Raw genomic sequence first — 25,798 nt, forward strand, 5'->3', positions numbered from 1 at the left:
AAAACAAACCTTTTCATGTTTTCCCTCTTAAGTACATACATTTAAGATAACAAAAGCTTAGGGGGGAGACTATGAAAGAAACTGATCAAAAGGCCCTGGAATATGCAATTTCAGAAATTACCGAGGTTGCTAAAGGCTTTGGACTTGATTTTTATCCAATGAGATATGAGATTTGCCCTGCTGATATTATTTATACATTCGGTGCTTATGGTATGCCAACAAGATTTTCACACTGGAGCTTTGGGAAGCAATTTCATAAAATGAAGCTTCAATATGATTTAGGTTTAAGTAAAATTTATGAACTTGTCATAAACTCAGACCCATGCTATGCCTTCCTATTAGATACGAACTCCCTTATTCAGAACAAATTAATTGTTGCCCACGTTTTAGCTCATTGTGACTTCTTTAAAAATAATTCTCGATTCAGCAATACAAAAAGGGAAATGGTTGAGAGTATGTCAGCCACTGCAGAACGAATTAAGCATTATGAAATCCTATACGGTAGACATGAAGTTGAGACATTCTTGGATGCAGTCCTTTCCATTCAAGAGCATATTGATCCATCACTTGTTCGACCAAAACTTTCTTGGTCCATTGATGATATTGAATTTGATGAGACTGAAGAGGAAAAAGCAGCAACACCTTATGATGACTTATGGAATCTTGATAAAAAGCAAGAAAAAAAGATTGTCTCCAAAAAGAAAAGAAAGAAGCTTCCGCCATCTCCCGAAAAAGACATTCTTTTATTCATTGAAGAATATAGCCGGGAGTTAGAAGATTGGCAGCGTGATATTTTAACAATGATGCGTGAAGAAATGCTTTATTTTTGGCCTCAATTAGAAACGAAGATCATGAACGAAGGCTGGGCTTCGTATTGGCATCAACGTATTATCCGAGAGCTGGATCTTACTTCTGATGAAGCAGTAGAGTTCGCAAAGCTGAATGCTGGTGTTGTACAGCCATCAAAAACGAGTATTAATCCATATTATCTTGGCTTGAAAATCTTTGAAGATATAGAAGAACGCTATAATAATCCAACAGAAGAAATGAAAATGTTTGGAGCGAAGCCAGGATCCGGTCGAGAAAAAATGTTTGAGGTTCGTGAAGTAGAATCAGATATCTCATTTATCCGCAATTATTTAACAAAGGATCTCGTGTTAAGAGAAGATATGTATCTTTTCCAAAAGCAAGGACGCGATTATAAAATTGTTGATAAAGAGTGGGAAGGGGTTCGTGATCAACTGGTTAGTATGCGGGTGAACGGTGGATTCCCTTATATTACAGTTAACGATGGAGATTACTTAAAAAACAACGAACTTTACCTAAAGCATTGGTTTGAGGATATTGAGCTTGATTTAAAGTATTTAGAGAAAGTTCTTCCATACGTGTATCAGCTTTGGGGGAGACCAGTGCACATGGAGAGTGTTTTAGAAGGAAAAGCTGTATTGTTTTCTTATGATGGGAAGAGTGTGTCGAGGAAGTATTTATAGTATAAAGAGCCACTGGTGAAGTGGCTCTTTATTTTTTGAAAAATAAATTGTCGCCTTTGACAATTTAAGCTTATTAATTGTACGAGAATTACTTTACTGTTTAAAAGATATTTTATAAGTTGACATTATACCCCTAGTGGTATAAGATTTAATTTGTAAGTAATAGTTACTAACGAGGTAGCTTACCAGAATGTATCTTTGATTTATATAAAAGAAATTTAGGTAAAGGAGGTATTGAGATGGAATATAATGATCAAATGAAAAATAGAGTAAAGCGAATTGAAGGTCAACTTAGAGGTATTTTACGTATGATGGAAGAAGGAAAAGATTGTAAGGAAGTTATTACGCAGTTGTCTGCAACAAGAACAGCGATTGATCGAACAATCGGGGTTGTTGTTAGTTCAAACTTAGTTGAATGTGTTCGTCATGCTGAAGAAACTGGAGAACACAGTACAGAAGAATTAGTGAAAGAAGCTGTAAATTTACTTGTAAAAAGTCGCTAAATAATAGGTTGACACTCTTTTTTATTTATACTATTATATACCCGTAGGGGTAAAGGTAATTAAAATTTAGGAGGATTACTCAATGAATATAGATAAAGTTTTAGATGCAAAAGGTTTAGCTTGTCCAATGCCAATCGTAAAAACAAAAAAGGCTATGAATGAATTAGAATCTGGTCAAGTATTAGAGATTCATGTAACAGATAAAGGAGCAAAAAATGATTTAACTGCTTGGGCTAAGTCTGGTGGTCATGAGTTTTTAAAGCATGTGGAAGAGGATCAAGTATTGAAATTTTGGATTAAAAAAGGATAAAAAATTTTAAAGAATTATATACCCTTAGGGGTAGAGGGGGAACGACTGTGACAGAAAAGAAAAAAACAACGATTGTATTATTCAGTGGTGATTATGACAAAGCAATGGCCGCCTATATTATTGCGAACGGTGCGGCTGCCTATGATCATGAAGTAACAATCTTTCATACATTTTGGGGATTAAATGCTTTACGTAAAGATGAAAATATACAAGTGAAGAAAAGTCTTATGGAAAAGATGTTTGGCAAGATGATGCCTAGAGGCGCAGAAAAAATGGGATTGTCTAAAATGAACTTTGCTGGCTTCGGTCCAAAAATGATCAAAGATGTGATGAAGAAGCACAATGCAATGCCTCTTTCAAATTTAATTGAAATGGCACAAGAACAAGAGGTGAACCTAGTAGCTTGCACGATGACTATGGATTTACTAGGCCTTAAAGAAGAAGAACTGTTAGACAATATTGATTATGCTGGTGTTGCAGCATACTTAGCAGATGCAGAAGAAGGAAATGTGAATTTATTTATCTAATTAATATAGGGGATACTCCCCTAAGTATGTAGGGAGGAAAATAAGGTGGAATACATCAACTATATCGTCATTGCCCTTTTCGTACTTTTTATCTTGAACAGGATTATCCCTGCTAAAGGAGTAAAACATATCTCGACAGTTGAATTGAAAAATGAATTAAAAGATAAAAATAAGCAGTTTGTTGATGTGAGAACACGTGGTGAATTTTCTGGGAATCGCATTAAAGAATTTAAAAATATCCCTCTTCATGAACTCAGTCAAAAAGCCAGGAATGAATTATCTAAAGACAAAGAAGTTATTGTGATCTGTCAAAGTGGTATGCGAAGTCAAAAGGCTAGTAAAATGTTGAAAAAATTAGGATTCACCAATGTAACAAATGTAAAAGGCGGTATGAGCGCTTGGAGATAAAAGGAGGCTATTAAAATGAAACAATTTAAGGCAAAAGAAGTAGAAAATATGTTAACTCAAGGTCAAAGTGTAAACATCATTGACGTGAGAGAAGTGGAAGAGGTGGAAGCTGGGAAAATTCCTGGTTCTATTCATATTCCATTAGGGTTATTAGAATTTCGTATGAATGAACTGGATAAGTCAAAAGAATATATATTGGTTTGTCGATCAGGCGGTAGAAGTGGTCGTGCATATCAGTTCTTAGAAAACCAAGGATTTAATGTGACTAATATGACCGGTGGAATGCTTGACTGGGAAGGCGAGACAAACTAATTTTTTTCGCAAAAAAATACCCTGTTGGGTAAAGGGAGGATCTTTATTTATGAACTCGTTAAAAACAGATTTCTTAGTAGATGCAAAAGGGTTAGCGTGTCCAATGCCAATAGTAAGAACAAAAAAAGCAATGAATGAAATCGAAGCAGGGCAGGTCTTAGAGGTTCAAGCTACAGATAAAGGATCAAAGGCTGATATCCAAGCATGGGCAAAAAGCTCCGGTCATCAATATCTTGGTACTCTTGTAGAAGGGGATGTTCTAAAACATTACCTACGGAAATCTTCAAATGACGATACGATTGAAAAAAAACATCCACATGTAACAAGTAATGAAGAACTAGAGAAAAAGCTAGAAGCAAGAGAAAACATTGTAGTGTTAGATGTAAGAGAATCAGCTGAATATGCATTTAACCATATTCCTAACGCAATTTCTATTCCGTTAGGTGAATTGGAAAAGCGTGTAAGCGAGTTGAATCAAGATGATGAAATCTATGTTGTGTGTCGTACTGGAAGTCGCAGTGATCTCGCATCTCAAAAATTAGCTGAAAAAGGTTTCGCTAAGGTTAATAATGTAGTGCCTGGTATGAATGAATGGTCTGGAATTACTTCCAACTTAACTAAGTAAAAAGAATAATTAATTTATTATGTTATTGAGTTAATTTCATAATTATGACTCTTTAATCAAAAAACGAACATTTTCCTTCACCTTGAACATGTTAATAATCAACAACACGGATAAAAACATTAATATATGTGAAATTCATACGTTTTTTGGTAACAAATGATACATTATGAAATTGATTCTATTAAAAGAATATAAGATAAATTTTTTTGAACTATAACATACCTATGGGGGTAATTTGGATGGCGGTTAAAGCGATGACTTCAAAAGAAGTAACAAAAAAGGTTTTTAATAAAGAGGCATTATTTATTCTTGACGTTCGTAATAAAGGTGATTTTCAAGATTGGAAGATTGAAGGAGAAAACTTTGATTATCTTAACATTCCATATTTCGATTTACTAGATGGTGTAGAAGAAATTTTAGAAAGTATTCCTTCAGATAAAGATGTAATAGTTGTGTGTGCGAAAGAAGGATCTTCGATTATGGTAGCAGAAATGCTTTCCGAAGAAGGTCTAGATGCTTCTTACTTGGCTGGCGGTATGAAAGCTTGGAGCGAACACTTAGAGCCTGTGAAAATAGGAGAGTTAAAAGATGGCGGCGAAATTTATCAGTTTGTTCGTATTGGAAAAGGATGTTTATCATATATGGTTGTTTCAGATGGAGAAGCGGCAATAATTGATGCGACTCGTATGACTTCTACCTATCTGAACTTTGCAAAAGAAATTAATGCAACGATTACTCATGTATTTGACACTCATCTTCACGCGGATCACATTTCAGGTGGTCGAGTAATCGCGGAGAATACTGGTGCAACATACTGGTTGCCACCAAAGGATGCGACAGATGTAACATTCGAGTATAGCCCATTACATGGCGGCAATACAGTGACAATCGGAAATACTGCCATTGATATTCATGCCTTATATTCTCCAGGCCACACAATTGGCTCAACATCATTCGTTGTGGATTCATCCTACTTGTTATCAGGAGATATTCTTTTTATTGATTCAATTGGCAGACCAGATTTAGCAGGAATGGCTGAAGATTGGGTGGCAGATTTAAGAGAAAGCTTATATTCTCGCTATCGTGAACTTTCAGAGGATTTAATTGTATTACCTGCGCATTTCATGATCATCGACGAACTAAATGATGATGGAAGTGTGACAGAAAAATTAGGAACTTTATTTGCGCAAAACCATGGTTTAAATATTGAAGATGAAAATGAGTTTAGGAGGCTAGTAACTGAGAACTTACCGCCACAACCGAATGCGTATCAAGAAATACGCGAAATAAATATGGGGAAAATCACTCCAGATGAACAAACACAACGTGAAATGGAAATTGGACCTAATCGTTGTGCGGTTCGTTAAAGACCTAAGCACATAAAGGGAACCTTTAAGGAAGGTTCCCTTTTCTAAATGGGAGGTAACAAGCATGGATATCGCTTTTATTATAACGATCTTTTTAATCGGTTTTGTAGGTTCTTATATTTCAGGTATGCTAGGAATTGGTGGTTCTATTATTAAATATCCAATGCTATTATACATTCCACCTTTATTCGGTTTGGCAGCTTTTAGCGCTCATGAAGTCTCGGGTATTAGTGCTGTTCAAGTATTTTTTGCGACCATTGGTGGTGTTTGGGCATACCGTAAAGGTGGATATTTAAACAAAACACTCATTATTTATATGGGAACAAGTATTTTAGTAGGTAGTTTTATAGGTGGATATGGGTCAAAACTAATGTCAGAAGGTGGCATTAATCTTATATACGGTATTCTAGCTTTAATCGCAGCAGTGATGATGTTGATTCCTAAAAAGGGGATTGACGACACTCCGTTGAAACAGGTGAAATTTAACAAGTGGCTTGCAGCAATCCTAGCCTTAATCGTTGGTGTTGGAGCAGGGATTGTTGGTGCAGCTGGAGCATTTTTATTAGTACCAATCATGTTAGTTGTCCTAAAAATTCCAACTAGAATGACGATCGCCTCTTCCCTTGCTATTACTTTTATATCATCTATTGGAGTAACTGTAGGAAAAGTTACCACTGGGCAAGTAGATTACGGTCCAGCTGCTATTATGGTAATTGCAAGCTTAATTTCATCACCATTAGGAGCTATGGCAGGGAAAAAGGTAAACACAAAAGTTCTCCAAGTTATTTTGGCTTTATTAATCTTTGCAACGGCTATTAAAATTTGGATAGACATTATTTAGAAAAAGTAAACCCGACGGTACGGTTCAAAACGAATTTGAACCGTATTTTTATGGGCTATTATGTAAACATAAAATGACTTAGTAGGGAACGAGTTCTTTTTGTTGATTATATAAGTAAATTATTATATATTAATATGCGGATAAAGTTTAGGGGGGAATGGTTGTTGGAAACTACAATTGAATTAGAGAAAACAGCATCAATTCTGAAACTATTAGGTGATAAAACACGACTAACAATGGTAAAAATGTTAGATTCAAATGACTGCTGTGTTTGTGAATTTGTTGCTATTTTTAAAACTAGTCAGCCGGCTATTAGTCAACATCTACGAAAATTAAAAGATGTTAGCATTGTGAAAGAGTTGAGAAGAGGTCAGTGGATTATCTATTCTCTGAATAAAGATAGTGACTATTATCCAGTCGTTCAAAGCCTGCTTCAACACCTTCCGAATCAAGATTACCGTATTAAAGAATTAGAAGATCAAGGACTACGCATCACATGTGAATGAATGGAGGATGACGAATGACATCAGTATTTCTCGCATCCATTATCTTTTTAATCACACTTACCCTAGTTATATGGCAGCCTAAAGGACTATCTATTGGTTGGTCTGCATGCGGTGGTGCTGTTTTAGCACTACTTGTGGGTGTTGTAGATTTTAAAGATGTGTTGGATGTAACATCTATTGTCTGGAACGCAACTTTAGCTTTTATTGCTATTATCATTATTTCTCTTATATTAGATGAAATTGGTTTCTTTGAGTGGTCAGCTTTACATATGGCAAGGGCGGCTCGTGGAAACGGGGTAAAGATGTTTATTTATGTAAGTATTTTAGGTGCAATTGTTGCAGCATTTTTTGCAAACGATGGAGCTGCCTTAATTTTGACACCAATTGTTCTAGCTATGGTCAGAAATTTAAATTTTAGTGAAAAAATGGTCTTTCCATTTATCATTGCTAGTGGCTTTATTGCTGATACAACATCGCTTCCATTAGTCGTTAGTAATTTAGTAAACATTGTATCAGCTGACTTTTTCGGAATTGGATTTGTTGAATTTGCATCTCGAATGATTATTCCTAACTTTTTCTCATTAGGTGCAAGTATTTTAGTATTATTTCTATTCTTCCGGAACAGTATTCCGAGAGACTATGACCTATCACAATTGAAAAAGCCTGTAGATGCCATTAGAGATGAACAAATGTTCAAGTTATCTTGGCTTGTTTTGGGAATATTACTTGTTGGGTATTTTGCAAGTGAATTTATTGGAATTCCTGTATCTATTATTGCTGGTATAATAGCGATTTTCTTTTTAATTATGGCTAAAAAAAGTCCTGCAGTTAACACAAAAAACGTTATCAAAGGTGCCCCTTGGGCAATTGTATTCTTCTCAATTGGTATGTATGTAGTTGTTTACAGCTTACGAAATGTTGGATTAACAGATGTTTTAGCAGACTTAATTCAAGCTACAGCCGACCAAGGATTATTTGCTGCAACAATAGGCATGGGATTTATTGCGGCAATCTTATCTTCTATTATGAATAACATGCCTACTGTTATGATTGATGCCTTAGCTATTTCAGATACGAATACATCAGGTGTCATAAGAGAAGCACTTATCTATGCCAATGTCATTGGTTCTGACTTAGGTCCTAAGATTACGCCAATTGGATCACTTGCTACTTTATTATGGTTGCATGTTTTATCATTAAAAGGTGTAAAAATCTCTTGGGGGACATACTTCAAAACAGGAATACTCTTAACCATTCCAACATTGTTTATTACACTTGTTGGCTTATATATCTGGTTACTTATCATTCATTAATCTACTTAAAAAGGAGCAACTATCATGTCTAAAAAAACAATTTACTTCTTATGTACTGGAAACTCTTGCAGAAGCCAAATGGCAGAAGGATGGGCAAAAAAACACTTAGGTGATGAGTGGGAAGTGAAAAGTGCAGGTTTAGAAGCACATGGCCTAAACCCCAACGCAGTGAAAGCAATGAATGAGGCAGGAATTGATATTTCAACTCAAACATCTGATGTAATTGATCCTGAAATTTTAAATAATGCTGATTTAGTTGTTACATTATGTGGTCATGCGGCAGATAATTGCCCTGTAACTCCTCCGCATATTAAACGTGTACACTGGGGATTTGATGACCCAGCAAAAGCCGAGGGGACAGATGAGGAGAAGTGGGCATTTTTCCAGCGTGTTCGAGATGAAATTAGTGAAAGAATTGAGAGGTTTGCAAAAACAGGAGAATAATTGTTCATTCTAATAAAGAAAAAGCCGTGAGAAATTCTCGGCTTTTTCTTTAATATATTAACCACAACAAGTATGAACGGTGTCTACTTCAGTGTCTTCTTTCGTTAAGAAAAATTCCCATTCGTGTCCATCGGGATCAGTGATCCAAAATTTATCCTGCCTTGCATAACAACAAGTTGTATTGTTTTCACTACGTGAGAAGAATCCTTCCTTTTCTAATCTTTCTTTATGTTGATTTAACTCATCTGTACTGTATATTTGGAAACCAAAGTGATTTATATGATTACCCTCAATACGATCTACTTGTCGTAACGTAAAGTTTAGGCCTGGATCTTCCAATAAAAACTTCACATAATCTTGTTTTACCTTTACAGGTTTTGTACCAAAGATCTTAGAATAAAAGACAAGGGAAGCGTCTAAATTTGTTACATTTAAACCAATATGAATTTTCATTATTAAACCTCCTGTAACAAAATAATTTGATTAATTTATCAAAAAAAATTGATTTATAGTACAAAAAATTTTTATCAGCAAGTAGGTCTAAATAGGCAACAGAGCTCTGCTGATAAAAGGTGGTTTACTTCTTCTAGATTAAGTTTGTAAAAGTTAAATGTACCTCTTGTTTCTTTTAAGATGAGGTTGGCATCTAAAAGTATTTTTAAATGGTATGACAGCTTTGATTGTGTCATGTTTACCATTGGTGCAAGATCATTAACGTTAATTTCACCTTTTTGTGTAAGAAGGTTCATGATTTGTAGTCTCTTTTTATCAGCAATTGCTTTAAATTTTCCCTCGTACATTTCAAAGGTTTTTTCTAAAGAAACTTGTAAGTTTATTTCTTCTTTCATGGAAACACCTTTTCTTAATCAATTTTTTTTGATGGTTTAATCATATATCCAAAAATTACAACTGTCAATATAATTCATCAAAAAAAATTGATGTTTAAGAAATAAGAGAGATATCTTTGTGTGTAATATATTTCTTATTTAAGGAAACAAATAATAAAAAAAGTCGAGGTTGAAGATGCAAAAGGATTATTTAAAAAACAAATCAAAGCGCCATGTCATGACCTATATTGATTCATTTACTATTAATTTTCTACACCCCCGGAATCCATGGGTAAATGCTTGGTGGACTGCTGCATTTCCGGGCTTGGGACATCTTATGTTATGTAAATATCTTGTGGGCTTTAATTTGTTATTTTGGGAAGTATTTATTAATAATAAAGCAAAAATTAATACAGCTATTTATTATTCCATGATTGGTGAATTTAACACGGCCTCAGCCGTTCTTAATCAAAAATGGTTTTTAATGTACATCACTGTCTATGTGTTTACTATTTGGGACAGCTACACAAGAACGGTCCAGTTAAACAAAAGGTATACCCTTGGCATGAGGAAGGATTATGATTTAGTGGCAACAAATATCTCGGGACTCGAGCTGAACATTTTGGTTAAAAGGCAACCAATACATGCTTATGTTTGGTCATTTTTAGCACCAGGATTCGGGCATCTCTATATTAATCGTATAGTAACATCTATCATTTTTATTGTAGGTTTTGTCATTATTACCTATTTTTCTAATTTACTACCGGCGATTCAAAACACGATGATATTCGATTTTGAAGCTGCAAAGAAATGCTTGGATGTTCAATGGTTTTTATATATTCCTTCATTGTATGCTTTTGTGTCTTACGACGCCTATGTGAATACAATTGAATATAATAAAATCTATGAGCGGGAGCAGGCAGGTTATTTTAAGAGTGATTATCAAAGCAAGCGCTTTAAGTTTCCAATTTAATTTGAGGTGGAATAAAGTATGTATGTTGTAGCTTCGTTTGAGTTTTCTGATGGTTTGGAAATAGCTGTTGCTGATCTAGAAAATGAAGGAATCAAAAAAGAAGAAATATTAGTTATACCATTAGATAAAAGAACTGAAAATACGAGGCTATTTGATTCTATTTACAGCTCTGATGGGAAGAGTTTAGTTGATTTTGCGGCTATCTTGGGAGCGATATTTATGCTAATAGGCGGGATTTACGGGTTTGTATTACCGATAGGGCCAATTTTTTGTGCACTTATAGGTTTAGTAGGAGGCTTATTAATCGGTTTTCTATTTGATTTGTTATATACAAGGCACAAGACGAAAAATGTTTTAACAAAAACGAATCTTACCGAAGTTTTTGTTATGGTTCATTGTCAGGACGCTCAAGTTGATAAAGTTAAAAAGGTGTTATGGGATCAATTTGCATTAGGAATTGCTACGTTAGATAGAGAAGAGAACATAGAATGATTTCCTCAAGTTACCTACAAAATTTTTTATCCGCTTTGTCTCTGATTATAAAAATCATGTTAAAATTAGCTTGGCAAAGACAATATTCGGAGGCAAATGATATGAATAGATATAACAAGATATTAATGATAATGTTAATAGGTAGTCTTATAACAGGCTGTGCAAACACTGATCTTGAAGAAAATCATGAAGATCATGAACAACACGGCACAATATCTGATATTCGTGAGGAAACGGCAAGTATTGATGTTTTACCAGCCTTTTTAGCCGATAAGTCTGAAGATATGCAGACAATCTATAAAGCATCAGCAGCACATCGAGAATTACTTGAAAACATTCCTTGTTACTGTGGATGTGGTGAAACAGCAAATCATAAAAATAACTATGATTGTTTTGTGTTTGAAAATAAGGAAGACGGTGCAGTTGTTTGGGATGATCATGGAACAAAGTGCGGAGTATGTTTAGAAATAGCTGCTCAATCCATTGTTGACTATCAAAATGGAAATACAGTAAAAGAGATACGAGCAAAAATAGATAATATGTATAAAGAAGGTTACGCAAAGCCAACTCCTACACCTGAAGTATGATCATAAGATAATAATCAAAAGAGCTAACAAGTAGTTAAATTTGTTAGCTCTTTTGTATGATTAAGCTTCAAGTACAAATTTTTTGATAGCATGGGCAACACCATTTTCATTGTTCGTAAGTGTTACAACATCAGCCATTTCTTTAACAGTTGGATCGCCGTTCCCCATAGCAATTGATAAGCCTGCTGTTTCAAGCATAGGAACATCGTTGAAGTTATCTCCAATTGCCACTGTGTTTTCGATTGGGATGTTAAAGTATTCAGCCATTACTCGTATTCCGTTCCCTTTATGTCCGTTTGTATCCATAATTTCAATGTTAAACGGACCAGACGTTGTAATCGAAATTCCTTCAAACTTTTCTAATGAAGAAATGAGCTCTTCTTTCCCAGAGATGGTTGGGATAAAGAATTTTTGAATAGTAAGATCCTCAATCGCTAACACCGGTTCTAACTCATCAAATATTTTAATACTATCCGTTTCCTTTGGTTGCTCCGTCATAAGCTTATATTCTTTAGGTGTTAAATGATTTAAGATTTCTTGATTTTTTTCAAGGAATGAAAGCATTCGTTCAGACCATGTAGAAGCAACAAAAATCCCTTTATTACTATAAATTTTAAATGGATATTCTTTTTGGTTAAGGACTTCTGCTACATTTTTGACAATATCTTTGTTTATTGAGATTTGACTTAATAGTTTTCCGTCCGCGATAACCATTGTGCCATTACTTCCGGCAACAGGGCATTGTAGTGGAGTTTTATCAATTACCGTCTTAATATCTTCTGGTGCTCGACCTGAACAAATCATAACAATGTGACCTTCTTGTTGAGCAGTTTGAATGGCTTGAATGTTTTCAGCTGAAATATCAATATTAGACGATAATAATGTCCCATCTAGATCAATTGCGATTAATTTTTTCATCTCGTTTCTCCTTTGCTTTATATTCAATATGTATGTAGGATCTAGTATTCACTCAATTATTTATTATGACATATTTTCATTGAAATCATTAGAAAAACGTTTGAAAAGATAATAAAATTTAAAATATCTATTGATTTCTTTTTCTTTTTATTGAAAAAAAGATATACTTGCACTTAGAAGAAAGTACATGGTAGTGTCAAAAGATTTATGAAAACTACCTAAAGGGTTAGCTTCTCTCCTATTTACTGGATGGAGATGCGCCGCAATCTCTCTTGACAAACACGCCAATGGTTTGTGGATTGTTTAACAAGGGCGAAGGGAACAAAAGAAGGCATACCAAATAAGCCCTTGGTTGTTTCCATTTTAAACCATTGGCAAGTTCGGTTTGTCAAGAGTTCGCTCCGCCGATTGCTGAATTAGCTTAAGGGCTCAGCTAAACAAAAAGTTAGGCTTGTCTTTGTTCTACTATCCATTGTTGTGCTAATCCAATGAGCTTTGTCCAACGTGCTGGCATTGTTGGAAGCCCCTTGAGTTCTGGATTCACTACGGGCACTTTTCCTTCTAAGGCGGCATGCGGACGCAAAAAGTTAAAGTAGGCCGTAAATAAGGTGACGTATGAAATGGAACCATGTTCAGAGCCGAATCCATGAGTGGAGCGATAATTGCCCTTAAAGGTGCGGTTAAGTCTCTCAATTATTTGTTTCATTGGTCTATATTCGGTTGAAACAGGGTCCTCATTGGTTAATCCAATGACCTGCTTCACATCGAATAAAATCTCATGTTGAGCGAAGAAATGTTGGGCTAAAAGATAGATTGGATTCCCGTCTACCACAAAGGTCAGATTTTCTGGAATCTCTTTCATCTTGATTAAGACCTCATCAATTGCTCGAATGGCTGTTGCTGTGTCTCGATTAGGCGACACCGGATACGAAAGAATAATCTTTTTCACGGCGTCAAAAAAGAAAAATAAATAATGCCATCGACCGTTTACTCTGATATACGTTTCATCACCGCAGAATTGGTCTGAAAGTTCATAGGGATAGTGATCCACATAAGGTTTAAGTAATAAAGCTACGCTATTTTCGTAGTTCAATACAGTCTGATGTGAAATCATCACTCCGTGTACGTCCTGCATAATCGCAGCTGTTTTACGGGCCGAAAGGCCATAGTTTACATGATAGGTTAGGATCAATCCTAATGTATGTGGGGATGCATAAATCTTTGATAAGTCCACGGCCGGCAGTTCTGGTGATTCCTTAGATAACGGCTGGAAATCGATATAAAACTGACGGAAAATGTATCTCAATTTAAATGCTTGAGGGTCCTTTTTGAACCTTTTCTTTTCTTTTGAAGTCATCCCATTGAGCTTCTTTTGATAATAAGAACAGTCATTGTTCTTGCACTTAAACACGTGAAAATCTTTTCTTTCTTTTATTTTCTCGAGAGTCTTGGAACAATGAGGACACTTCAGGATGGCCTCCTTAGAGTAACGGTTCTTTTCACTGAAAAGTTCTGTACACACCTTGCATTGATACTGACCTTTATCTCCATTGTTGGCATAAAGATAATCCGATGGAGCACCACACTTTGGACAGTTCATGGCTTTAGGTACGGAAACTTTTGCATTCTTACGCCTTTGAACAGGTTTGAGAGCTTTCCCGTTCTTCTCTAGATATTCACTAAGAAGAACTCGATAATCAAGCTGTTCTAGAACTTCAATGACCGGAAGGTCATCCACTTGAAGTTTTCGATAAGGTTTATTTACGGGCTGTTCAGTAGGTTTATCGAACATGCTTTTACCAATCAATAAAGTAAGCAATGTTCGAATGAGTTGTTCTTGATAGTTTATAAAAGTTAATAAATAGGTTATAATTTGAGGGTACAAATTGTCACTTCCATTCTTGGTTGTTGGGTGTGTGGTAACCTCAATTATCCAAAGAATTTAGGGGGTGGCAATTTTTTTGCCTATAAAGCCCTCTATGGAGATATTTTATAACCTATTTCTTATAGAAGTTTTGACAATACGAAGTACATATTGGAGGGGTAAGTATGGTTCGATTCGGTATTATCGGAACAAATTGGATTACAGAAAGTTTTATCCAAGCTGCAAAAAAAGTAGAAGGTTTTTCTTTAACAGCTGTATACTCAAGAACAACTGAAAAAGCAAGGGAGTTTGCAGACAAACACCTTGCTGAGCATATATATACAGAATTAGAGGAATTCGCAAGCAGCGATAAATTTGATGCGGTGTACATTGCAAGTCCAAACTCATTGCATGCTTCTCAAGCGATTCTTTGTATGGAAAAAGGTAAGCATGTATTGTGTGAAAAACCTATAGCTTCTAATGAAAATGAAGTAAGTGAAATGATTAAGGCTGCAAATAAGTATAATGTTGTCTTAATGGAAGCATTAAAAACGACTCTATTACCAAATTTCTTAGCTATAAAAGAAAACTTACATAAGATTGGAAAAGTAAGACGTTATTTTGCAAGCTACTGCCAATATTCTTCACGCTATGACAAATATAAAGAAGGTACTGTATTAAATGCCTTTAAGCCGGAGTTTTCAAATGGCTCTGTAATGGATATCGGAATTTATTGTATATATCCTGCAATTACTTTATTCGGAGAACCAAAGGAAGTCAAATCCTCAAGCTATATGCTTGAGTCAGGTGTTGATGGAGAAGGAAGTATCCTACTCACATATGATGAGATGGATGCGGTTATCATGTATTCAAAAATTACGAATTCATATGTTCCTTCGGAAATACAAGGTGAAAATGGTAGTATCATTATTGATAAAATACATACACCTGAGAGTGTGAAGATTCAATATAAAGATGGAACAGTAGAGGATCTGACGCAGTCTCAGGATACTGAAAGCATGTATTATGAAGCTAAAGAATTTATTGAACTTGTTACTCAAGGTAAGCATCAATCAGAAATAAATTCTCATCAAAACTCTTTAATAACAGCTACAGTAATTGAAGCTGCTCGTAAGCAAATTGGCTTAGTTTATCCAGCTGATAAATAAGAAATGGGCCGGTTCCCAACAGAGGGAACTGACCCATTTTTTCATTTAGTCTTAATAAGGATCTGCTTCGTGACTTTTCTTTACAGCGTCTTTTGTAGCTTCATTTGCAGCTAATGAACCTAGTCCACCTTGGCCATATTTTGACGTGCCTGATTCACGACCTGGGACTTCACCCATACTCATTTCTTTCATTTCTTTTATTTTCATTTCAATGCCTTCCTTCACACGACGCCCATAATCTTCATCAGCTTGTGTAAAGTGTTCAATCATCGCATCTTGAATTTTTTTATTACATGCTGCAAGTGCTTCAGAAAGGTTTTTTATTAATTCATCGCGCTCCCATTCTTCAAAACTGCGGTATGTGTCACCAGCTTGACCGTAGTTGTTAGGTCGATCAATTGGTGCACTCATTGCTGCAGCATTATATGTTGGCTGATGTGGTGCACGACCTTCTCTACTTGCTTCCTTAAAACCGCCGAGCATTGATGGCTCATAGTTAATATGAGGATTATCTCCGGACTCTTTCGGGTCACGCACATCCATTTGTCCACGTTGCTGATTTGTGCGAACAGGTGCTTTAGGTGCGTTCACAGGTAATTTCAGATAGTTTGCTCCAACACGATAGCGTTGTGTATCTGAGTATGAGAAGGTACGACCTTGTAACATTTTATCATCTGAAAAGTCCATACCATCAACAAGAACTCCTGTACCAAAAGCTGCTTGTTCAATTTCAGCATGAAAATCCACTGGATTACGATCTAACACCATACGTCCTACAGGTAGCCATGGGAACTTATCCTCTGGCCAAAGTTTCGTATCATCAAGAGGATCAAAATCGAGTTCAGAATGGTAATCATCCTCCATGATCTGAACAAAAAGCTCCCATTCAGGATAATCTCCGCTCTCAATGGCCTCATATAAATCTTGTGTTGCATGCCCAACATTTTTTGCTTGAATTGAGTCAGCTTCTTCTTGAGTTAAATTTCGAATACCTTGCTTAGGCTCCCAGTGATATTTCACCAACACTGCCTTGCCCTCTGCATTAACCCATTTATATGTATTTACACCAGATCCCTGCATATGGCGGTATGTAGCTGGAATGCCCCATGGTGAGAAAAGGAATGTGATCATATGTGTTGCCTCAGGTGTACGGGAAACAAAATCAAACATACGCTCTGGATTTGGAACGTTTGAAGCTGGATCTGCTTTAAAAGCATGAATCATATCAGGAAACTTCATTGCATCACGAATAAAGAAAATTTTAAGGTTGTTCCCAACAAGATCCCAGTTTCCTTCTTCAGTGTACATTTTAACCGCAAAGCCGCGTGGGTCACGTGCTGTTTCAGGAGAATCCTTAGCTCCTGCTACTGTAGAGAAACGAACCATTAATGGTGTTTTCTTCCCAGCTCCAGAAAATACTTTTGCGCGCGTATACTTTTCTACAGGCTCATCGCCAACTTTTCCATAGGTTTCAAAATATCCAAATGCACCAGATCCTCGTGCATGTACAACACGCTCTGGTACCTCTTCACGATCAAAATGTGAAATTTTTTCAATGAAGTGATAATTTTCAAGTGTGGCAGGACCACGGTCACCGATCGTACGGATATTTTGATTATCCATAACAGGATGCCCTTGGCGGGTTGTTAATGTATCATCTTGCTCATTTCCAGATTTACTATTATCTAATGATTCATCATTAGAAGCTCCAAACTCTTCATTATATGAATGATCCTTTTTCAATGGTCAGCCTCCTATATAGTAAATAAATCAACATAATCATTTATTTGCTAAAGGTACCAAAAATATACAAGAGTTATTAAAATTTGTATGATCTAAATCAATAGAGTAATCGTTCTCTTATTAAGATCATAAAAGCACAATATCTATTAAGCTAATCTGATAATATGCTATTCTTAGAAAAACAACATAAAGGAGATTCATATGATCGAGAAGGATGATGCATCGTTATATGCTAAAGCTGCCAATAAAGATCGCATTGCTTTTGAACAGTTATATGATCGTTACGAAAAACTTGTTTATTCTTTTGCTTATCGAATAACGAAGGATACGACCTTGTCAGAGGAGATTATCCAGGATGTTTTTATGAAGCTGTGGAATGGAACAAATCTTTATGATGAGAAAAAAGGGAAATTCTCTTCATGGCTTCTAACGATCACAAGAAATAAAGCAATTGACGAAATTAGAAAACGCCAGAGACATACGCATGAAAAAGTAATTGAGAAAGACTCATTAGTTGTAGATGAAGCTTCTACAGAGCAAAAGATAGAACAGAAAGAACAACGAGAAAAAATTCAACAGGCCATGTTAAATCTTAAAATAGAACAGCAGCAAATTATTGAATTATTTTACTTTAAAGGATTAAGTCAGCAAAAGATAGCGGATCAGTGTGAGATTCCGCTTGGAACTGTTAAGGGCAGGATTTGGATTGCATTAAAACACTTAAAAAACATGCTAGGTAAGGAAGGGAGGGACATCACATGACAAATGAACAGTGTATCTCTTTAATTGATTATTACAATCGAACATTATCAGATGAAGAATTAGAGGAATTTGAATCCCATTTAGAAAGTTGTTCGACTTGTAAGCAAGAGTTGGAAGAGTTAATGAGTTTAACGGAAGAATTACCTTACCTTTCTGAACAAATTGATGTTCCAAAAGGAATGAAAGCAAGAGTTCTTGAGAATATATATGCCGAAAGTACGGTAATTGAAGATAGTCATGAAAAAGTTTCAGAACTTCAAGTAGTAGAACTGAAAAAGAAAAGCGGAAGATCGAGATTTTTAATTCCAACATTTGCTGCTGCTTTATTATTATCACTAGCCACAAATGTTTATTTATATAGGGAAGTGACCCAAAATTCCAAAAGTGAGGAGTTCTTGCCAACATCTCAGGTAACGTTACTACCTCCAGATGGTCAAGGGGATGGCATCGCAATTGCCTCTCTTTTATCAGCAGCTGGTCAGAAGTCGATTCTCCTACAAGCATCTAACTTACCAAAGCTCCAGGATGATGAAGTTTATCAACTATGGGTTCTTGAAGGAGGGCAGCCATATCCTGCCGGGGCCTTTCAAACGAACGATTCCGGTCAAGGTACATTAACATATTCATTAGAGGGACTTGAAGGAGACTGGGATACAATAGCCATTACAGTGGAACAAGAGCCAGATTTACCAACCCCACAAGGAGAGATTGTTTTAGCTGGCGGTATTTAGGTAGATGAATTCTCTTTTTACTAAAGGTATCTTTTCTCATTTTTTAGCAAACAATAATTGTTGAAAAATGCTTTGTAAAGGGGGATTTTAGAATGGCTAAAAGAGACAGTCATAAAAATCAGCAAGAGAAAATGAAAAAAGCAAGTGATGCGATTAACACCGATAAAGACTTTGGAAATGATCTGGCTGAAAGAAATCACAACGAAAAAAGATCTAAATAATGAAGAAGGAGACTGTCCCGGATATATAGGGACAGTCTTTTTATAGGGAGTGTCTCTGAAGAGAATATTGTCTCAATACAGGGGGAATCGGGACAGAAAAGGTCCTGGAGAGGTGGGTGTGTCTCGATACAGGGAGGGATTGGGACATAAGAGGTGTTCCGGCAGAAAGATGTGTCTCGATACAGGGGGAATCGGGACAGAAAAGGTCTTCAGCAGGAAAATGTGTCTCGATACAGAGAGAATCGGGACAGAAAAGGTCTTCCGGCAGAAAGATGTGTCTCGATACAGGTAGGGATTGGGACATAAGAGGTGTTCCGGCAGAAAGATGTGTCTCGATACAGGGGGAATCGGGACAGAAAAGGTCTTCAGCAGGAAAATGTGTCTCGATACAGAGAGAATCGAGACAGAAAAGGTCCTTCAGCAGGAAGATGTGTCTCGATACAGGCAGAATCGAGACAGAAAAGATCCTCCGGCAGAAAGATGTGTCTCGATACAGGGGGAATCGAGACAGAAAAGGTCTTCCGGCAGAAAGATGTGTCTCGATACAGGCAGAATCGAGACAGAAAAGATCCTCCGGCAGAAAGATGTGTCTCGATACAGGCAGAATCGGGACAGAAAAGGTCTTCCGGCAGAAAGATGTGTCTCGATACAGGGGGAATCGGGACAGAAAAGGTCCTCCGGCAGAAAGATGTGTCTCGATACAGGGGGAATCGAGACAGAAAAGGTCTTCCCGCAGAAAGTTGTGTCTCGATAAAGGCAGAATCGGGACAGAAAAGGTCTTCCGGCAGAAAGTTGTGTCTCGATACAGGGGGAATCGGGACAGAAAAGGTCCTCCGGCAGAAAGATGTGTCTCGATACAGGGGGAATCGGGACAGAAAAGGTCCTTCAGCAGGAAAATGTGTCTCGATACAGAGAGAATCGAGACAGAAAAGGTCCTTCAGCAGGAAGATGTGTCTCGATACGGAGAGAATCGGGACAGAAAAGGTCCTCCAAAGAAAGATGTATCCCAATACAGAGAAAATCAGGACAGAAAAGGTCTCCACAAGAAAAACCTCATCATACACATGTCATAATTGAGAATCAAAACCTTAAATGATCTATAAATTCTGCCCTTTACCAAAAAACTTAAAACTTTTTTTAAAAAAAGTGATCCATTTCAAATTCCCTTTCGTTAGCTTAATAGAAAACCAGAAAGGGGAAATTTAAAAATGAATCTTAAAAAAACACTTCTATCAGTACCATTAAGTTTATCATTATTAGTACCAGTTCAAGGAGCTTTTGCGCAGGATCATTCTAATCATTCCGCAATGACAGCTCCATCAGTAGAAACTCCAGCAGTGGAACTAAGAACAACCTTGGGCCACTTGCTTAGTGAGCATGCATATCTCGCGGTAGAGGTAATGAGAAATGGTGCCTTAGGAACAAAGGACTTTGAAGCATCAGTCGGGGCATTAAATGCAAATACTGAGGATTTATCGAAAGCAATTACATCTGTGTATGGAGATGAAGCAGGTCAGCAGTTTAAACAAATGTGGGAAGAACATATCGGCTTCTTTGTTGATTATGTAACAGCTACTGGAGAAAATGATGAAGCGAAAAAAGAAGAAGCTTTAAAGAATTTAGATACTTACCGTGAAAAATTCTCTCAATTTCTTGAAACAGCAACCGGTGAACGACTAGAGGCAGGTAGTTTGGCAGATGGATTACAAATGCATGTTAATCAGCTTGTAGGTGCATTTGATCGTTACTTAGCAAAAGATTATGAGAAAGCTTATGAATATGAAAGAGAAGCAATTAATCATATGCATATGGTTGCAAAAGGTCTATCAAATGCCATAGCAGATCAATATCCAGATAAATTTGAGGAAACAAAGGCAGTAACACCTGCAGCAGATCTTAGAGCATCTTTAAATCATCTATTAACGGAGCATGCAGGATTGGCTGTCGTCGCTATGCAACAAGGAGCAGACGGTGCTGATGATTTTGAAGCAGCTGCAAATGCCTTAAATGCAAATACAGAAGATTTAACCGCAGCTATCTCATCTGTTTATGGAGCTGAAGCAGGAGAACAGTTCAAGAAAATGTGGTCAGATCATATCGGCTTCTTTGTTGAATATGTAAAAGCAACAGGTGCTGGTGATGAGGAAGCGAAAGCACAGGCTTTGGAAAAACTAGATGGTTATAGAGGGGAATTTTCAAAATTCTTAGAAACAGCAACCGAAGGACGTTTACAATCTGACGCTCTTGCAGATGGATTACAAATGCATGTTAATCAGCTTATTGCTGCATTTGATTCATATGTAGCTGGAGATTATGAGAAAGCATATGAAGATGTTCGCTGGGCATATGCACATATGCTAAATCCTGCAAAAGGTTTATCGGCTGCATTTGTTGATCAATTCCCTGATAAATTTAAGTCCATGATGCCTGAAGAAATGCCTAAAACAGGTATGGGTGGAACAGCAAACAGCATGAACGCCGCAGACTTTGCTGCATATGGGCTAGTGCTTGCTGTTATAGTTAGTCTTGGTCTTGTTATTCGAAAAAGATTTGCGAAGAATTAAAAGGAAATTTACACGGTTTCACAATTTGCGAAACCGTAATTTTTTTAAAAAATTGAGGTGTATGCAATGAAACGCATTTACCTATTTGCCTTCCTCAGTATATTCATTGTTGGCTGCCAAGGAGCTCAGAGTGTTAATGAAGAAATGGGATCACACATTGAAACGATACAGACAACTGCAGAATCAGAACAGAAAATAACCCATCAGTACCAAAACGACGAGATTGATAGTCCAATTATTAAAGACAATAGAGAAGGAATCGTACCATTCAAAGTTAGTATACCTTCTATTGATGTGAGTGCCGACATTGAAAAGGTAGGCTTACTTGAAAATGGACAAATGGGTGTTCCAGAAAAATTTGAACAGGTTGGATGGTATAAAGAAGGCATATTACCAGGTGAGCAAGGTAATGCCGTTTTAGCAGGTCATGTGGATAGTAAAACAGGTCCGGCCATTTTTTATCATCTTCATAAACTAGAAGTTGGAGATGAAGTTCATGTCATGAATGAAGATGGAGAGAAATTTACTTTTATTGTTTACGATAAGAAGAGTTTTGACACTGAATCTGCACCTGTAGATAAAATATTTGGTTTTTCTTACCGAAGTAATTTAAATCTAATTACATGTACAGGTGATTTTAATCGGGAAAAAGGGACACATGAGGAAAGGTTAGTCGTATATACGGAATTAGTTGAAGTAGATTAGGAATAATAAACGGCATAGGGTAACATAAAAAGATCTAACCAAAATGGTTAGATCTTTATTTATAAGAATTCTAATTGGTGTCTGAGCTTAAATCCTCTTCTATCTAATTTACACAATAAACGTTTTAATAGCTTCATGTAGATCTTTCATATACGAAGTACCTGCTTTAATACCTAATTGATTAATTAATCTTGCATGTGAAGGGGATAAACCAATCATGTAAGAATCTGTTCCCATTAATTTTAACTCAGTTACTAGTGTTTTGAATGTTTGAATACCCTCTTTCTTTATCTCCCCGATTCCATGAAAATCGAATAAAACACGTTCTACTTGATTTTGGGAAACCTCGGATAACAAACGATAATGATTTAATCTAATCATATTCTCATTTAATTCGCCAAACAACGGTACAAGAACAAGCCCTTTTGTTAGACATATAAAAGGTGCCGATAATTCGACGATTTTTGTAAGAGATTGTTCAAGCTGCTCTTTCTTTTCTAGCAATTCGAAGTTCGTTTCAGAAAGTCGCCTTCGATGAAGTTCAACGGTGTCTATAAGAGTTTGAATTCGATTGTCTTGTTCTATACAAATTAAATGACCTTGATTGTATTCCCAGTTCACCTTAATTTGAAAAAGAGCATAAGGTGATTCTTGAGTTTTCATAACAATCTCTGTTGTGAGGACCTTCTCTGAAAGTAAAGATTGGGCTTTTCTCTTGCTTTCAATATCAACAATATCTAAGAAGTTTAATGCCTCACCAAAGATATCGCAAGCAAAGTCAGAGGCTTCAAGTATATTAAACTCTTGATCAATAGTGAAATAAGGAAGCGGGATGTGTTTGATTGTAAGCATGAAAGTTACACTCCTTGTATTGAATGTTGCGCGAGCCATCCTTGAAGTTCTGTTAGAGATGGAAATAATTTTGTTTTGCTAGAGCAGTGCGAGGTAAAGTCATATGTTGATAATAGACGACCTCCAACGATAACAGTAGGCTTATGTGGAAGGTCCTCTAAAACTTTTATATAAGTTTTAAGAATTTCTGCATGATACCAAATCGAAAAAGAAAGTCCAATCACACTTGGTTGCCATTTGTCAGCTGCCTTTACGGCATACTCTAAAGGTAAATTTGCACCAAGTAATTTTGTTTTCCAGCCATATTCTTCAAACAGTTGTGCGACCATTTTGAGTCCAATATCATGTTGTTCGTTTTCTAGGCATAAAAACATTGCTTTCTTTGGTTTCAAGTGCAAAAATTGATTGTTTTTTGTATAGTAGTTAAACCTTGCGAGTATGTATTCACAAGTCGATGTAGCAAGATGTTCATCAGCGACAGTTATTTGATTTGATTCCCAAAGATCACCAATATATTGCATAGCTTTTGTAATGAGTTCCTCAAATACTTCTTTACGAGTGTTCTCCTCATTAACTTCGTGAATCAAGATTTCCCATGCTGCATCTTGATTTCCTTCAAGAAGGAAACGGGCAAATTCATGAACCCTCCATGCCATGATCTCACCTCATTTTTGAAAGGGTCTGATAAAGCTTTCATTCATTAGATAGGTAAATTTTTGCTTCGTTATTATCTTATCATATTTTTCCTATAGCTTTCAGACATGATGTTTATTAAACTAGGATTCTTGGATATCAGGACATGAACAATACGATTCAATAATAGAAGAGGAGCGTATTAATCCACTTATACCCTATTCTAGGGTATAATATAGAGATATGATAAGAAGTCAAAAACATTTATATAAAATTACAATGTACAAGTAATAAAGGGGGAATTTGATGGCAGAAATACCGATGGAAGTCCAGAAACAAATGAAAAAGCATCAAGGTTTGTCTAAATCCAAAATTATTAAAAGAGCACTTTTTATATTTATAGGTGCTGTTTTAATGGCAGTCGGCTTGGAAATCTTTCTAGTGCCTAATAAGGTTATTGATGGTGGTATAGTAGGGATTTCGATTATATTATCGCATTTGCTTGGTATGAAGCTTGGACTATTTATTTTCCTTTTAAATATACCTTTTTTCTTTATAGGATATAAACAAATAGGGAAAACTTTTGCCCTTTCTACAGTATTTGGCATATCTGTTTTATCAGTAGCAACGGCTTTATTGCACCCTGTTCCTGCTTTTACAGAGGATGTTCTTCTAGCAACAGTATTTGGTGGAATCATTCTTGGTATAGGAGTAGGAATTGTTCTAAGGTACGGTGGATCTCTGGATGGTACGGAAATATTGGCTGTTCTTTTCAATAAAAAACTACCATTTTCAGTTGGAGAAATTATTATGTTCTTCAATATTTTTATTCTTGGTAGTGCTGGATTTGTGTTCGGATGGAACAGAGCAATGTATTCTTTAATCGCCTATTTTATAGCGTTTAAAACGATTGATATCGTACTTGAAGGTTTGGATGAATCAAAATCAGCATGGATCATTAGTGATAATTATCAAGAAATTGGTGATGCAATACTAGCTCGTTTAGGTCGTGGTGTTACATTTTTAAACGGTGAAGGTGCATACACTGGTGATAACAAAAAAGTGATTTTCTGTGTGATTACGCGGTTGGAGGAAGCCAAATTAAAATCAATCGTTGAAGATTTAGACGAGTCCGCCTTTTTGGCTGTCGCAAATATTGCTGAAGTAAGAGGTGGCCGATTTAAAAAGAAAGATATTCATTAAATATAGAAACTCTATAGTTGCTGACTATAGAGTTTTTGTTTTGAGCAAAATTTTCATTTCAAATTAGACTATTTCATTACTTCCTTTCATACCCATAATTAATGGACAAGAATAGGTAAGGGTGGGAGAGAATGGAGGATTTAATTCTTAATGTATTGGACTGGCTTACAAGTTTTGGATATTTAGGCATTGCAATTGGTCTTATGCTTGAGGTTATTCCTAGTGAGATTGTACTTGGTTATGGTGGGTACATGATCGTGCTGGGAAAAATTGGCTTCATTGGAGCTATTGTAGCTGGAGTGGTGGGAGGAACGATTGCTCAACTTTTCTTATATTGGCTTGGTAGCTTAGGTGGGAGGCCTTTTCTTGAAAAGTATGGGAAATACTTACTGATTAATAAACACCATTTAGAATTATCAGAAGAATGGTTTGAAAAATACGGTTCAGGTGTTATTTTTGGAGCTAGGTTTATTCCAGTTGTGAGACATGCAATTAGTATTCCAGCGGGAATATCAAAGATGTCATTATGGAAGTTTACATTTTACACAGTAGCAGCTATGATTCCTTGGACAATTTTCTTTCTATATTTAGGTGTGAAATTAGGAAATAACTGGATGTATATTAAAGAAACAGCAAAACCATATTTTCTTCCACTTACATGCTTCGTTATATTAATGGCGGTTGTATATTTCCTTGTGAAAAAGTTTAAAAATCCTCATACAAATTAAAAGTTATCCAACTGGATAGCTTTTTTAGTTGCTAAAGTATTGCTTTTTTAAAAATAGCGGAATATAATAATTCATGCAATCAGTTAAATATTATTCAAGTTAAGTATTATGTAGTGATAAGAGTAATCACTGCTTTTTATTTTCTTAAATACTTAATCTAGTTAAATATTAATTAAATAT

31 protein-coding genes are annotated in these 25,798 nt (G+C 36.0%); 24 read left to right on the forward strand and 7 right to left on the reverse strand.

All coding sequences use genetic code 11. The features are described from left to right. Positions 1–71: 71 nt before the first annotated feature. From LPC09_RS03450 to arsC, 12 genes are all read left to right on the forward strand, one after another. A complete protein-coding gene (locus LPC09_RS03450; RefSeq protein WP_231308990.1) occupies positions 72–1,490 on the forward strand; it encodes a SpoVR family protein in 1,419 nt (472 codons plus the stop codon). A gap of 239 nt (positions 1,491–1,729) precedes the next feature. Continuing rightward, positions 1,730–1,993 (forward strand): metal-sensitive transcriptional regulator, encoded by a 264-nt coding sequence (locus tag LPC09_RS03455; RefSeq protein WP_098798396.1) that lies wholly within the window; start codon positions 1,730–1,732, stop codon positions 1,991–1,993. Positions 1,994–2,075: 82 nt separating this feature from the next. After that, complete coding sequence (locus LPC09_RS03460) at positions 2,076–2,303, forward strand: sulfurtransferase TusA family protein (protein WP_098798395.1); 228 nt, start codon at positions 2,076–2,078, stop codon at positions 2,301–2,303. A 47-nt stretch (positions 2,304–2,350) separates the two neighbouring features. Further along, positions 2,351–2,830 (forward strand): DsrE/DsrF/DrsH-like family protein, encoded by a 480-nt coding sequence (locus LPC09_RS03465; RefSeq protein WP_231308991.1) that lies wholly within the window; start codon positions 2,351–2,353, stop codon positions 2,828–2,830. Between the two features lie 45 nt (positions 2,831–2,875). Then, complete coding sequence (locus LPC09_RS03470) at positions 2,876–3,238, forward strand: rhodanese-like domain-containing protein (protein WP_098798393.1); 363 nt, start codon at positions 2,876–2,878, stop codon at positions 3,236–3,238. 15 nt (positions 3,239–3,253) lie between these two features. Further along, positions 3,254–3,550, forward strand: a complete 297-nt coding sequence (locus tag LPC09_RS03475) for a rhodanese-like domain-containing protein (protein ID WP_098798392.1) — start codon at positions 3,254–3,256, stop codon at positions 3,548–3,550. 49 nt (positions 3,551–3,599) lie between these two features. Continuing rightward, the gene (locus tag LPC09_RS03480) at positions 3,600–4,175 is read left to right on the forward strand and encodes a sulfurtransferase TusA family protein (protein WP_098798391.1); all 576 of its coding nucleotides are present in this window, start codon (positions 3,600–3,602) and stop codon (positions 4,173–4,175) included. A 239-nt stretch (positions 4,176–4,414) separates the two neighbouring features. Continuing rightward, entirely contained in the window at positions 4,415–5,542 is a 1,128-nt protein-coding gene (locus tag LPC09_RS03485) for an MBL fold metallo-hydrolase (protein ID WP_098798390.1), read from the forward strand. Between the two features lie 64 nt (positions 5,543–5,606). Continuing rightward, positions 5,607–6,383 carry a sulfite exporter TauE/SafE family protein gene (locus LPC09_RS03490; RefSeq protein ID WP_231308992.1) on the forward strand — a complete coding sequence of 259 codons (777 nt, stop codon included), beginning with the start codon at positions 5,607–5,609 and terminating at the stop codon, positions 6,381–6,383. 134 nt (positions 6,384–6,517) lie between these two features. Beyond that, a complete protein-coding gene (locus LPC09_RS03495) occupies positions 6,518–6,889 on the forward strand; it encodes an ArsR/SmtB family transcription factor (protein ID WP_442920013.1) in 372 nt (123 codons plus the stop codon). 14 nt (positions 6,890–6,903) lie between these two features. Beyond that, a complete protein-coding gene (locus tag LPC09_RS03500; RefSeq protein ID WP_098798387.1) occupies positions 6,904–8,202 on the forward strand; it encodes an arsenic transporter in 1,299 nt (432 codons plus the stop codon). A 24-nt stretch (positions 8,203–8,226) separates the two neighbouring features. Beyond that, positions 8,227–8,646 carry an arsenate reductase (thioredoxin) gene (arsC, locus tag LPC09_RS03505; protein WP_098798386.1) on the forward strand — a complete coding sequence of 140 codons (420 nt, stop codon included), beginning with the start codon at positions 8,227–8,229 and terminating at the stop codon, positions 8,644–8,646. A gap of 57 nt (positions 8,647–8,703) precedes the next feature. Here the strand turns inward: arsC and LPC09_RS03510 are convergent, their stop codons facing one another. Both LPC09_RS03510 and LPC09_RS03515 read right to left on the reverse strand, forming a co-directional pair. After that, a complete protein-coding gene (locus tag LPC09_RS03510; RefSeq protein ID WP_141549709.1) occupies positions 8,704–9,102 on the reverse strand; it encodes an ArsI/CadI family heavy metal resistance metalloenzyme in 399 nt (132 codons plus the stop codon). A 71-nt stretch (positions 9,103–9,173) separates the two neighbouring features. Then, positions 9,174–9,494 carry an ArsR/SmtB family transcription factor gene (locus LPC09_RS03515; RefSeq protein WP_098798384.1) on the reverse strand — a complete coding sequence of 107 codons (321 nt, stop codon included), beginning with the start codon at positions 9,492–9,494 and terminating at the stop codon, positions 9,174–9,176. 175 nt (positions 9,495–9,669) lie between these two features. Between LPC09_RS03515 and LPC09_RS03520 the strand changes: the two genes are divergently transcribed. The 3 genes from LPC09_RS03520 (at position 9,670) to LPC09_RS03530 (ending at position 11,525) form a co-directional block, all read left to right on the forward strand. Beyond that, the gene (locus tag LPC09_RS03520; protein WP_098798383.1) at positions 9,670–10,446 is read left to right on the forward strand and encodes a hypothetical protein; all 777 of its coding nucleotides are present in this window, start codon (positions 9,670–9,672) and stop codon (positions 10,444–10,446) included. An 18-nt stretch (positions 10,447–10,464) separates the two neighbouring features. Beyond that, positions 10,465–10,938: a hypothetical protein gene (locus LPC09_RS03525; RefSeq protein WP_098798382.1), complete on the forward strand. Its 474-nt coding sequence runs from the start codon at positions 10,465–10,467 to the stop codon at positions 10,936–10,938. Between the two features lie 101 nt (positions 10,939–11,039). Further along, complete coding sequence (locus LPC09_RS03530; RefSeq protein ID WP_098798397.1) at positions 11,040–11,525, forward strand: PCYCGC motif-containing (lipo)protein; 486 nt, start codon at positions 11,040–11,042, stop codon at positions 11,523–11,525. Positions 11,526–11,585: 60 nt separating this feature from the next. On the opposite strand, the gene LPC09_RS03535 is transcribed toward LPC09_RS03530, so the two are convergent. Continuing rightward, positions 11,586–12,443: a Cof-type HAD-IIB family hydrolase gene (locus LPC09_RS03535; RefSeq protein WP_098798381.1), complete on the reverse strand. Its 858-nt coding sequence runs from the start codon at positions 12,441–12,443 to the stop codon at positions 11,586–11,588. A 445-nt stretch (positions 12,444–12,888) separates the two neighbouring features. Next, the gene (locus LPC09_RS03540; protein ID WP_098795475.1) at positions 12,889–14,328 is read right to left on the reverse strand and encodes a DDE-type integrase/transposase/recombinase; all 1,440 of its coding nucleotides are present in this window, start codon (positions 14,326–14,328) and stop codon (positions 12,889–12,891) included. Between the two features lie 164 nt (positions 14,329–14,492). On the opposite strand from LPC09_RS03540, the gene LPC09_RS03545 reads away from it, so the two are divergent. Beyond that, positions 14,493–15,476, forward strand: coding sequence for a Gfo/Idh/MocA family protein (locus tag LPC09_RS03545; RefSeq protein WP_098795242.1), 984 nt, complete (start codon positions 14,493–14,495; stop codon positions 15,474–15,476). A 51-nt stretch (positions 15,477–15,527) separates the two neighbouring features. Here the strand turns inward: LPC09_RS03545 and LPC09_RS03550 are convergent, their stop codons facing one another. After that, a complete protein-coding gene (locus tag LPC09_RS03550) occupies positions 15,528–17,219 on the reverse strand; it encodes a catalase (protein ID WP_098795243.1) in 1,692 nt (563 codons plus the stop codon). A gap of 201 nt (positions 17,220–17,420) precedes the next feature. Between LPC09_RS03550 and LPC09_RS03555 the strand changes: the two genes are divergently transcribed. The 6 genes from LPC09_RS03555 to LPC09_RS03575 all read left to right on the forward strand — a co-directional run bounded on the left by LPC09_RS03555 (position 17,421) and on the right by LPC09_RS03575 (position 22,202). After that, the gene (locus LPC09_RS03555; protein ID WP_098795244.1) at positions 17,421–17,981 is read left to right on the forward strand and encodes an RNA polymerase sigma factor; all 561 of its coding nucleotides are present in this window, start codon (positions 17,421–17,423) and stop codon (positions 17,979–17,981) included. Then, a complete protein-coding gene (locus LPC09_RS03560) occupies positions 17,978–18,712 on the forward strand; it encodes an anti-sigma factor (protein WP_098795245.1) in 735 nt (244 codons plus the stop codon). Before LPC09_RS03555 ends, LPC09_RS03560 begins: the two co-directional genes overlap by 4 nt. A 92-nt stretch (positions 18,713–18,804) precedes the next feature. Beyond that, entirely contained in the window at positions 18,805–18,933 is a 129-nt protein-coding gene (locus LPC09_RS27275) for a hypothetical protein (RefSeq protein WP_255301522.1), read from the forward strand. Between the two features lie 116 nt (positions 18,934–19,049). After that, a complete protein-coding gene (locus LPC09_RS03565; RefSeq protein ID WP_231308993.1) occupies positions 19,050–20,006 on the forward strand; it encodes a hypothetical protein in 957 nt (318 codons plus the stop codon). A 135-nt stretch (positions 20,007–20,141) separates the two neighbouring features. Next, positions 20,142–21,497 carry a copper amine oxidase gene (locus LPC09_RS03570; protein WP_231308994.1) on the forward strand — a complete coding sequence of 452 codons (1,356 nt, stop codon included), beginning with the start codon at positions 20,142–20,144 and terminating at the stop codon, positions 21,495–21,497. 66 nt (positions 21,498–21,563) lie between these two features. Beyond that, positions 21,564–22,202 (forward strand): class F sortase, encoded by a 639-nt coding sequence (locus LPC09_RS03575; protein ID WP_231308995.1) that lies wholly within the window; start codon positions 21,564–21,566, stop codon positions 22,200–22,202. A 108-nt stretch (positions 22,203–22,310) separates the two neighbouring features. Here LPC09_RS03575 and LPC09_RS03580 read toward each other — a convergent pair whose 3' ends face one another. Further along, positions 22,311–23,054, reverse strand: a complete 744-nt coding sequence (locus tag LPC09_RS03580; protein WP_231308996.1) for an STAS domain-containing protein — start codon at positions 23,052–23,054, stop codon at positions 22,311–22,313. A 5-nt stretch (positions 23,055–23,059) separates the two neighbouring features. Beyond that, a complete protein-coding gene (locus tag LPC09_RS03585) occupies positions 23,060–23,710 on the reverse strand; it encodes a cobalamin B12-binding domain-containing protein (protein ID WP_231308997.1) in 651 nt (216 codons plus the stop codon). 283 nt (positions 23,711–23,993) lie between these two features. On the opposite strand from LPC09_RS03585, the gene LPC09_RS03590 reads away from it, so the two are divergent. Together LPC09_RS03590 and LPC09_RS03595 are read left to right on the forward strand one after the other, a co-directional pair. Beyond that, positions 23,994–24,890: a YitT family protein gene (locus LPC09_RS03590; protein WP_231308998.1), complete on the forward strand. Its 897-nt coding sequence runs from the start codon at positions 23,994–23,996 to the stop codon at positions 24,888–24,890. Between the two features lie 131 nt (positions 24,891–25,021). After that, positions 25,022–25,618, forward strand: coding sequence for an undecaprenyl phosphate transporter UptA (locus LPC09_RS03595; protein ID WP_098795250.1), 597 nt, complete (start codon positions 25,022–25,024; stop codon positions 25,616–25,618). Positions 25,619–25,798: the final 180 nt, after the last annotated feature.

The organism is Metabacillus sp. B2-18 (assembly GCF_021117275.1).
GTDB lineage: Bacteria > Bacillota > Bacilli > Bacillales > Bacillaceae > Metabacillus.

What these genes read in the sequence shown, in the direction of transcription:
- LPC09_RS03450 (WP_231308990.1), top strand. Translation starts at nt 72, where the DNA reads ATGAAAGAAACTGATCAAAAGGCCCTGGAATATGCAATTTCAGAAATT.
- LPC09_RS03455 (WP_098798396.1), top strand. Translation starts at nt 1,730, where the DNA reads ATGGAATATAATGATCAAATGAAAAATAGAGTAAAGCGAATTGAAGGT.
- LPC09_RS03460 (WP_098798395.1), top strand. Translation starts at nt 2,076, where the DNA reads ATGAATATAGATAAAGTTTTAGATGCAAAAGGTTTAGCTTGTCCAATG.
- LPC09_RS03475 (WP_098798392.1), top strand. Translation starts at nt 3,254, where the DNA reads ATGAAACAATTTAAGGCAAAAGAAGTAGAAAATATGTTAACTCAAGGT.
- LPC09_RS03480 (WP_098798391.1), top strand. Translation starts at nt 3,600, where the DNA reads ATGAACTCGTTAAAAACAGATTTCTTAGTAGATGCAAAAGGGTTAGCG.
- LPC09_RS03485 (WP_098798390.1), top strand. Translation starts at nt 4,415, where the DNA reads ATGGCGGTTAAAGCGATGACTTCAAAAGAAGTAACAAAAAAGGTTTTT.
- LPC09_RS03490 (WP_231308992.1), top strand. Translation starts at nt 5,607, where the DNA reads ATGGATATCGCTTTTATTATAACGATCTTTTTAATCGGTTTTGTAGGT.
- LPC09_RS03495 (WP_442920013.1), top strand. Translation starts at nt 6,518, where the DNA reads ATGCGGATAAAGTTTAGGGGGGAATGGTTGTTGGAAACTACAATTGAA.
- LPC09_RS03500 (WP_098798387.1), top strand. Translation starts at nt 6,904, where the DNA reads ATGACATCAGTATTTCTCGCATCCATTATCTTTTTAATCACACTTACC.
- arsC (WP_098798386.1), top strand. Translation starts at nt 8,227, where the DNA reads ATGTCTAAAAAAACAATTTACTTCTTATGTACTGGAAACTCTTGCAGA.
- LPC09_RS03515 (WP_098798384.1), bottom strand. Translation starts at nt 9,494, where the DNA reads ATGAAAGAAGAAATAAACTTACAAGTTTCTTTAGAAAAAACCTTTGAA.
- LPC09_RS03520 (WP_098798383.1), top strand. Translation starts at nt 9,670, where the DNA reads ATGCAAAAGGATTATTTAAAAAACAAATCAAAGCGCCATGTCATGACC.
- LPC09_RS03525 (WP_098798382.1), top strand. Translation starts at nt 10,465, where the DNA reads ATGTATGTTGTAGCTTCGTTTGAGTTTTCTGATGGTTTGGAAATAGCT.
- LPC09_RS03530 (WP_098798397.1), top strand. Translation starts at nt 11,040, where the DNA reads ATGAATAGATATAACAAGATATTAATGATAATGTTAATAGGTAGTCTT.
- LPC09_RS03535 (WP_098798381.1), bottom strand. Translation starts at nt 12,443, where the DNA reads ATGAAAAAATTAATCGCAATTGATCTAGATGGGACATTATTATCGTCT.
- LPC09_RS03545 (WP_098795242.1), top strand. Translation starts at nt 14,493, where the DNA reads ATGGTTCGATTCGGTATTATCGGAACAAATTGGATTACAGAAAGTTTT.
- LPC09_RS03555 (WP_098795244.1), top strand. Translation starts at nt 17,421, where the DNA reads ATGATCGAGAAGGATGATGCATCGTTATATGCTAAAGCTGCCAATAAA.
- LPC09_RS03560 (WP_098795245.1), top strand. Translation starts at nt 17,978, where the DNA reads ATGACAAATGAACAGTGTATCTCTTTAATTGATTATTACAATCGAACA.
- LPC09_RS27275 (WP_255301522.1), top strand. Translation starts at nt 18,805, where the DNA reads ATGGCTAAAAGAGACAGTCATAAAAATCAGCAAGAGAAAATGAAAAAA.
- LPC09_RS03570 (WP_231308994.1), top strand. Translation starts at nt 20,142, where the DNA reads ATGAATCTTAAAAAAACACTTCTATCAGTACCATTAAGTTTATCATTA.
- LPC09_RS03575 (WP_231308995.1), top strand. Translation starts at nt 21,564, where the DNA reads ATGAAACGCATTTACCTATTTGCCTTCCTCAGTATATTCATTGTTGGC.
- LPC09_RS03580 (WP_231308996.1), bottom strand. Translation starts at nt 23,054, where the DNA reads ATGCTTACAATCAAACACATCCCGCTTCCTTATTTCACTATTGATCAA.
- LPC09_RS03585 (WP_231308997.1), bottom strand. Translation starts at nt 23,710, where the DNA reads ATGGCATGGAGGGTTCATGAATTTGCCCGTTTCCTTCTTGAAGGAAAT.
- LPC09_RS03590 (WP_231308998.1), top strand. Translation starts at nt 23,994, where the DNA reads ATGGCAGAAATACCGATGGAAGTCCAGAAACAAATGAAAAAGCATCAA.
- LPC09_RS03595 (WP_098795250.1), top strand. Translation starts at nt 25,022, where the DNA reads ATGGAGGATTTAATTCTTAATGTATTGGACTGGCTTACAAGTTTTGGA.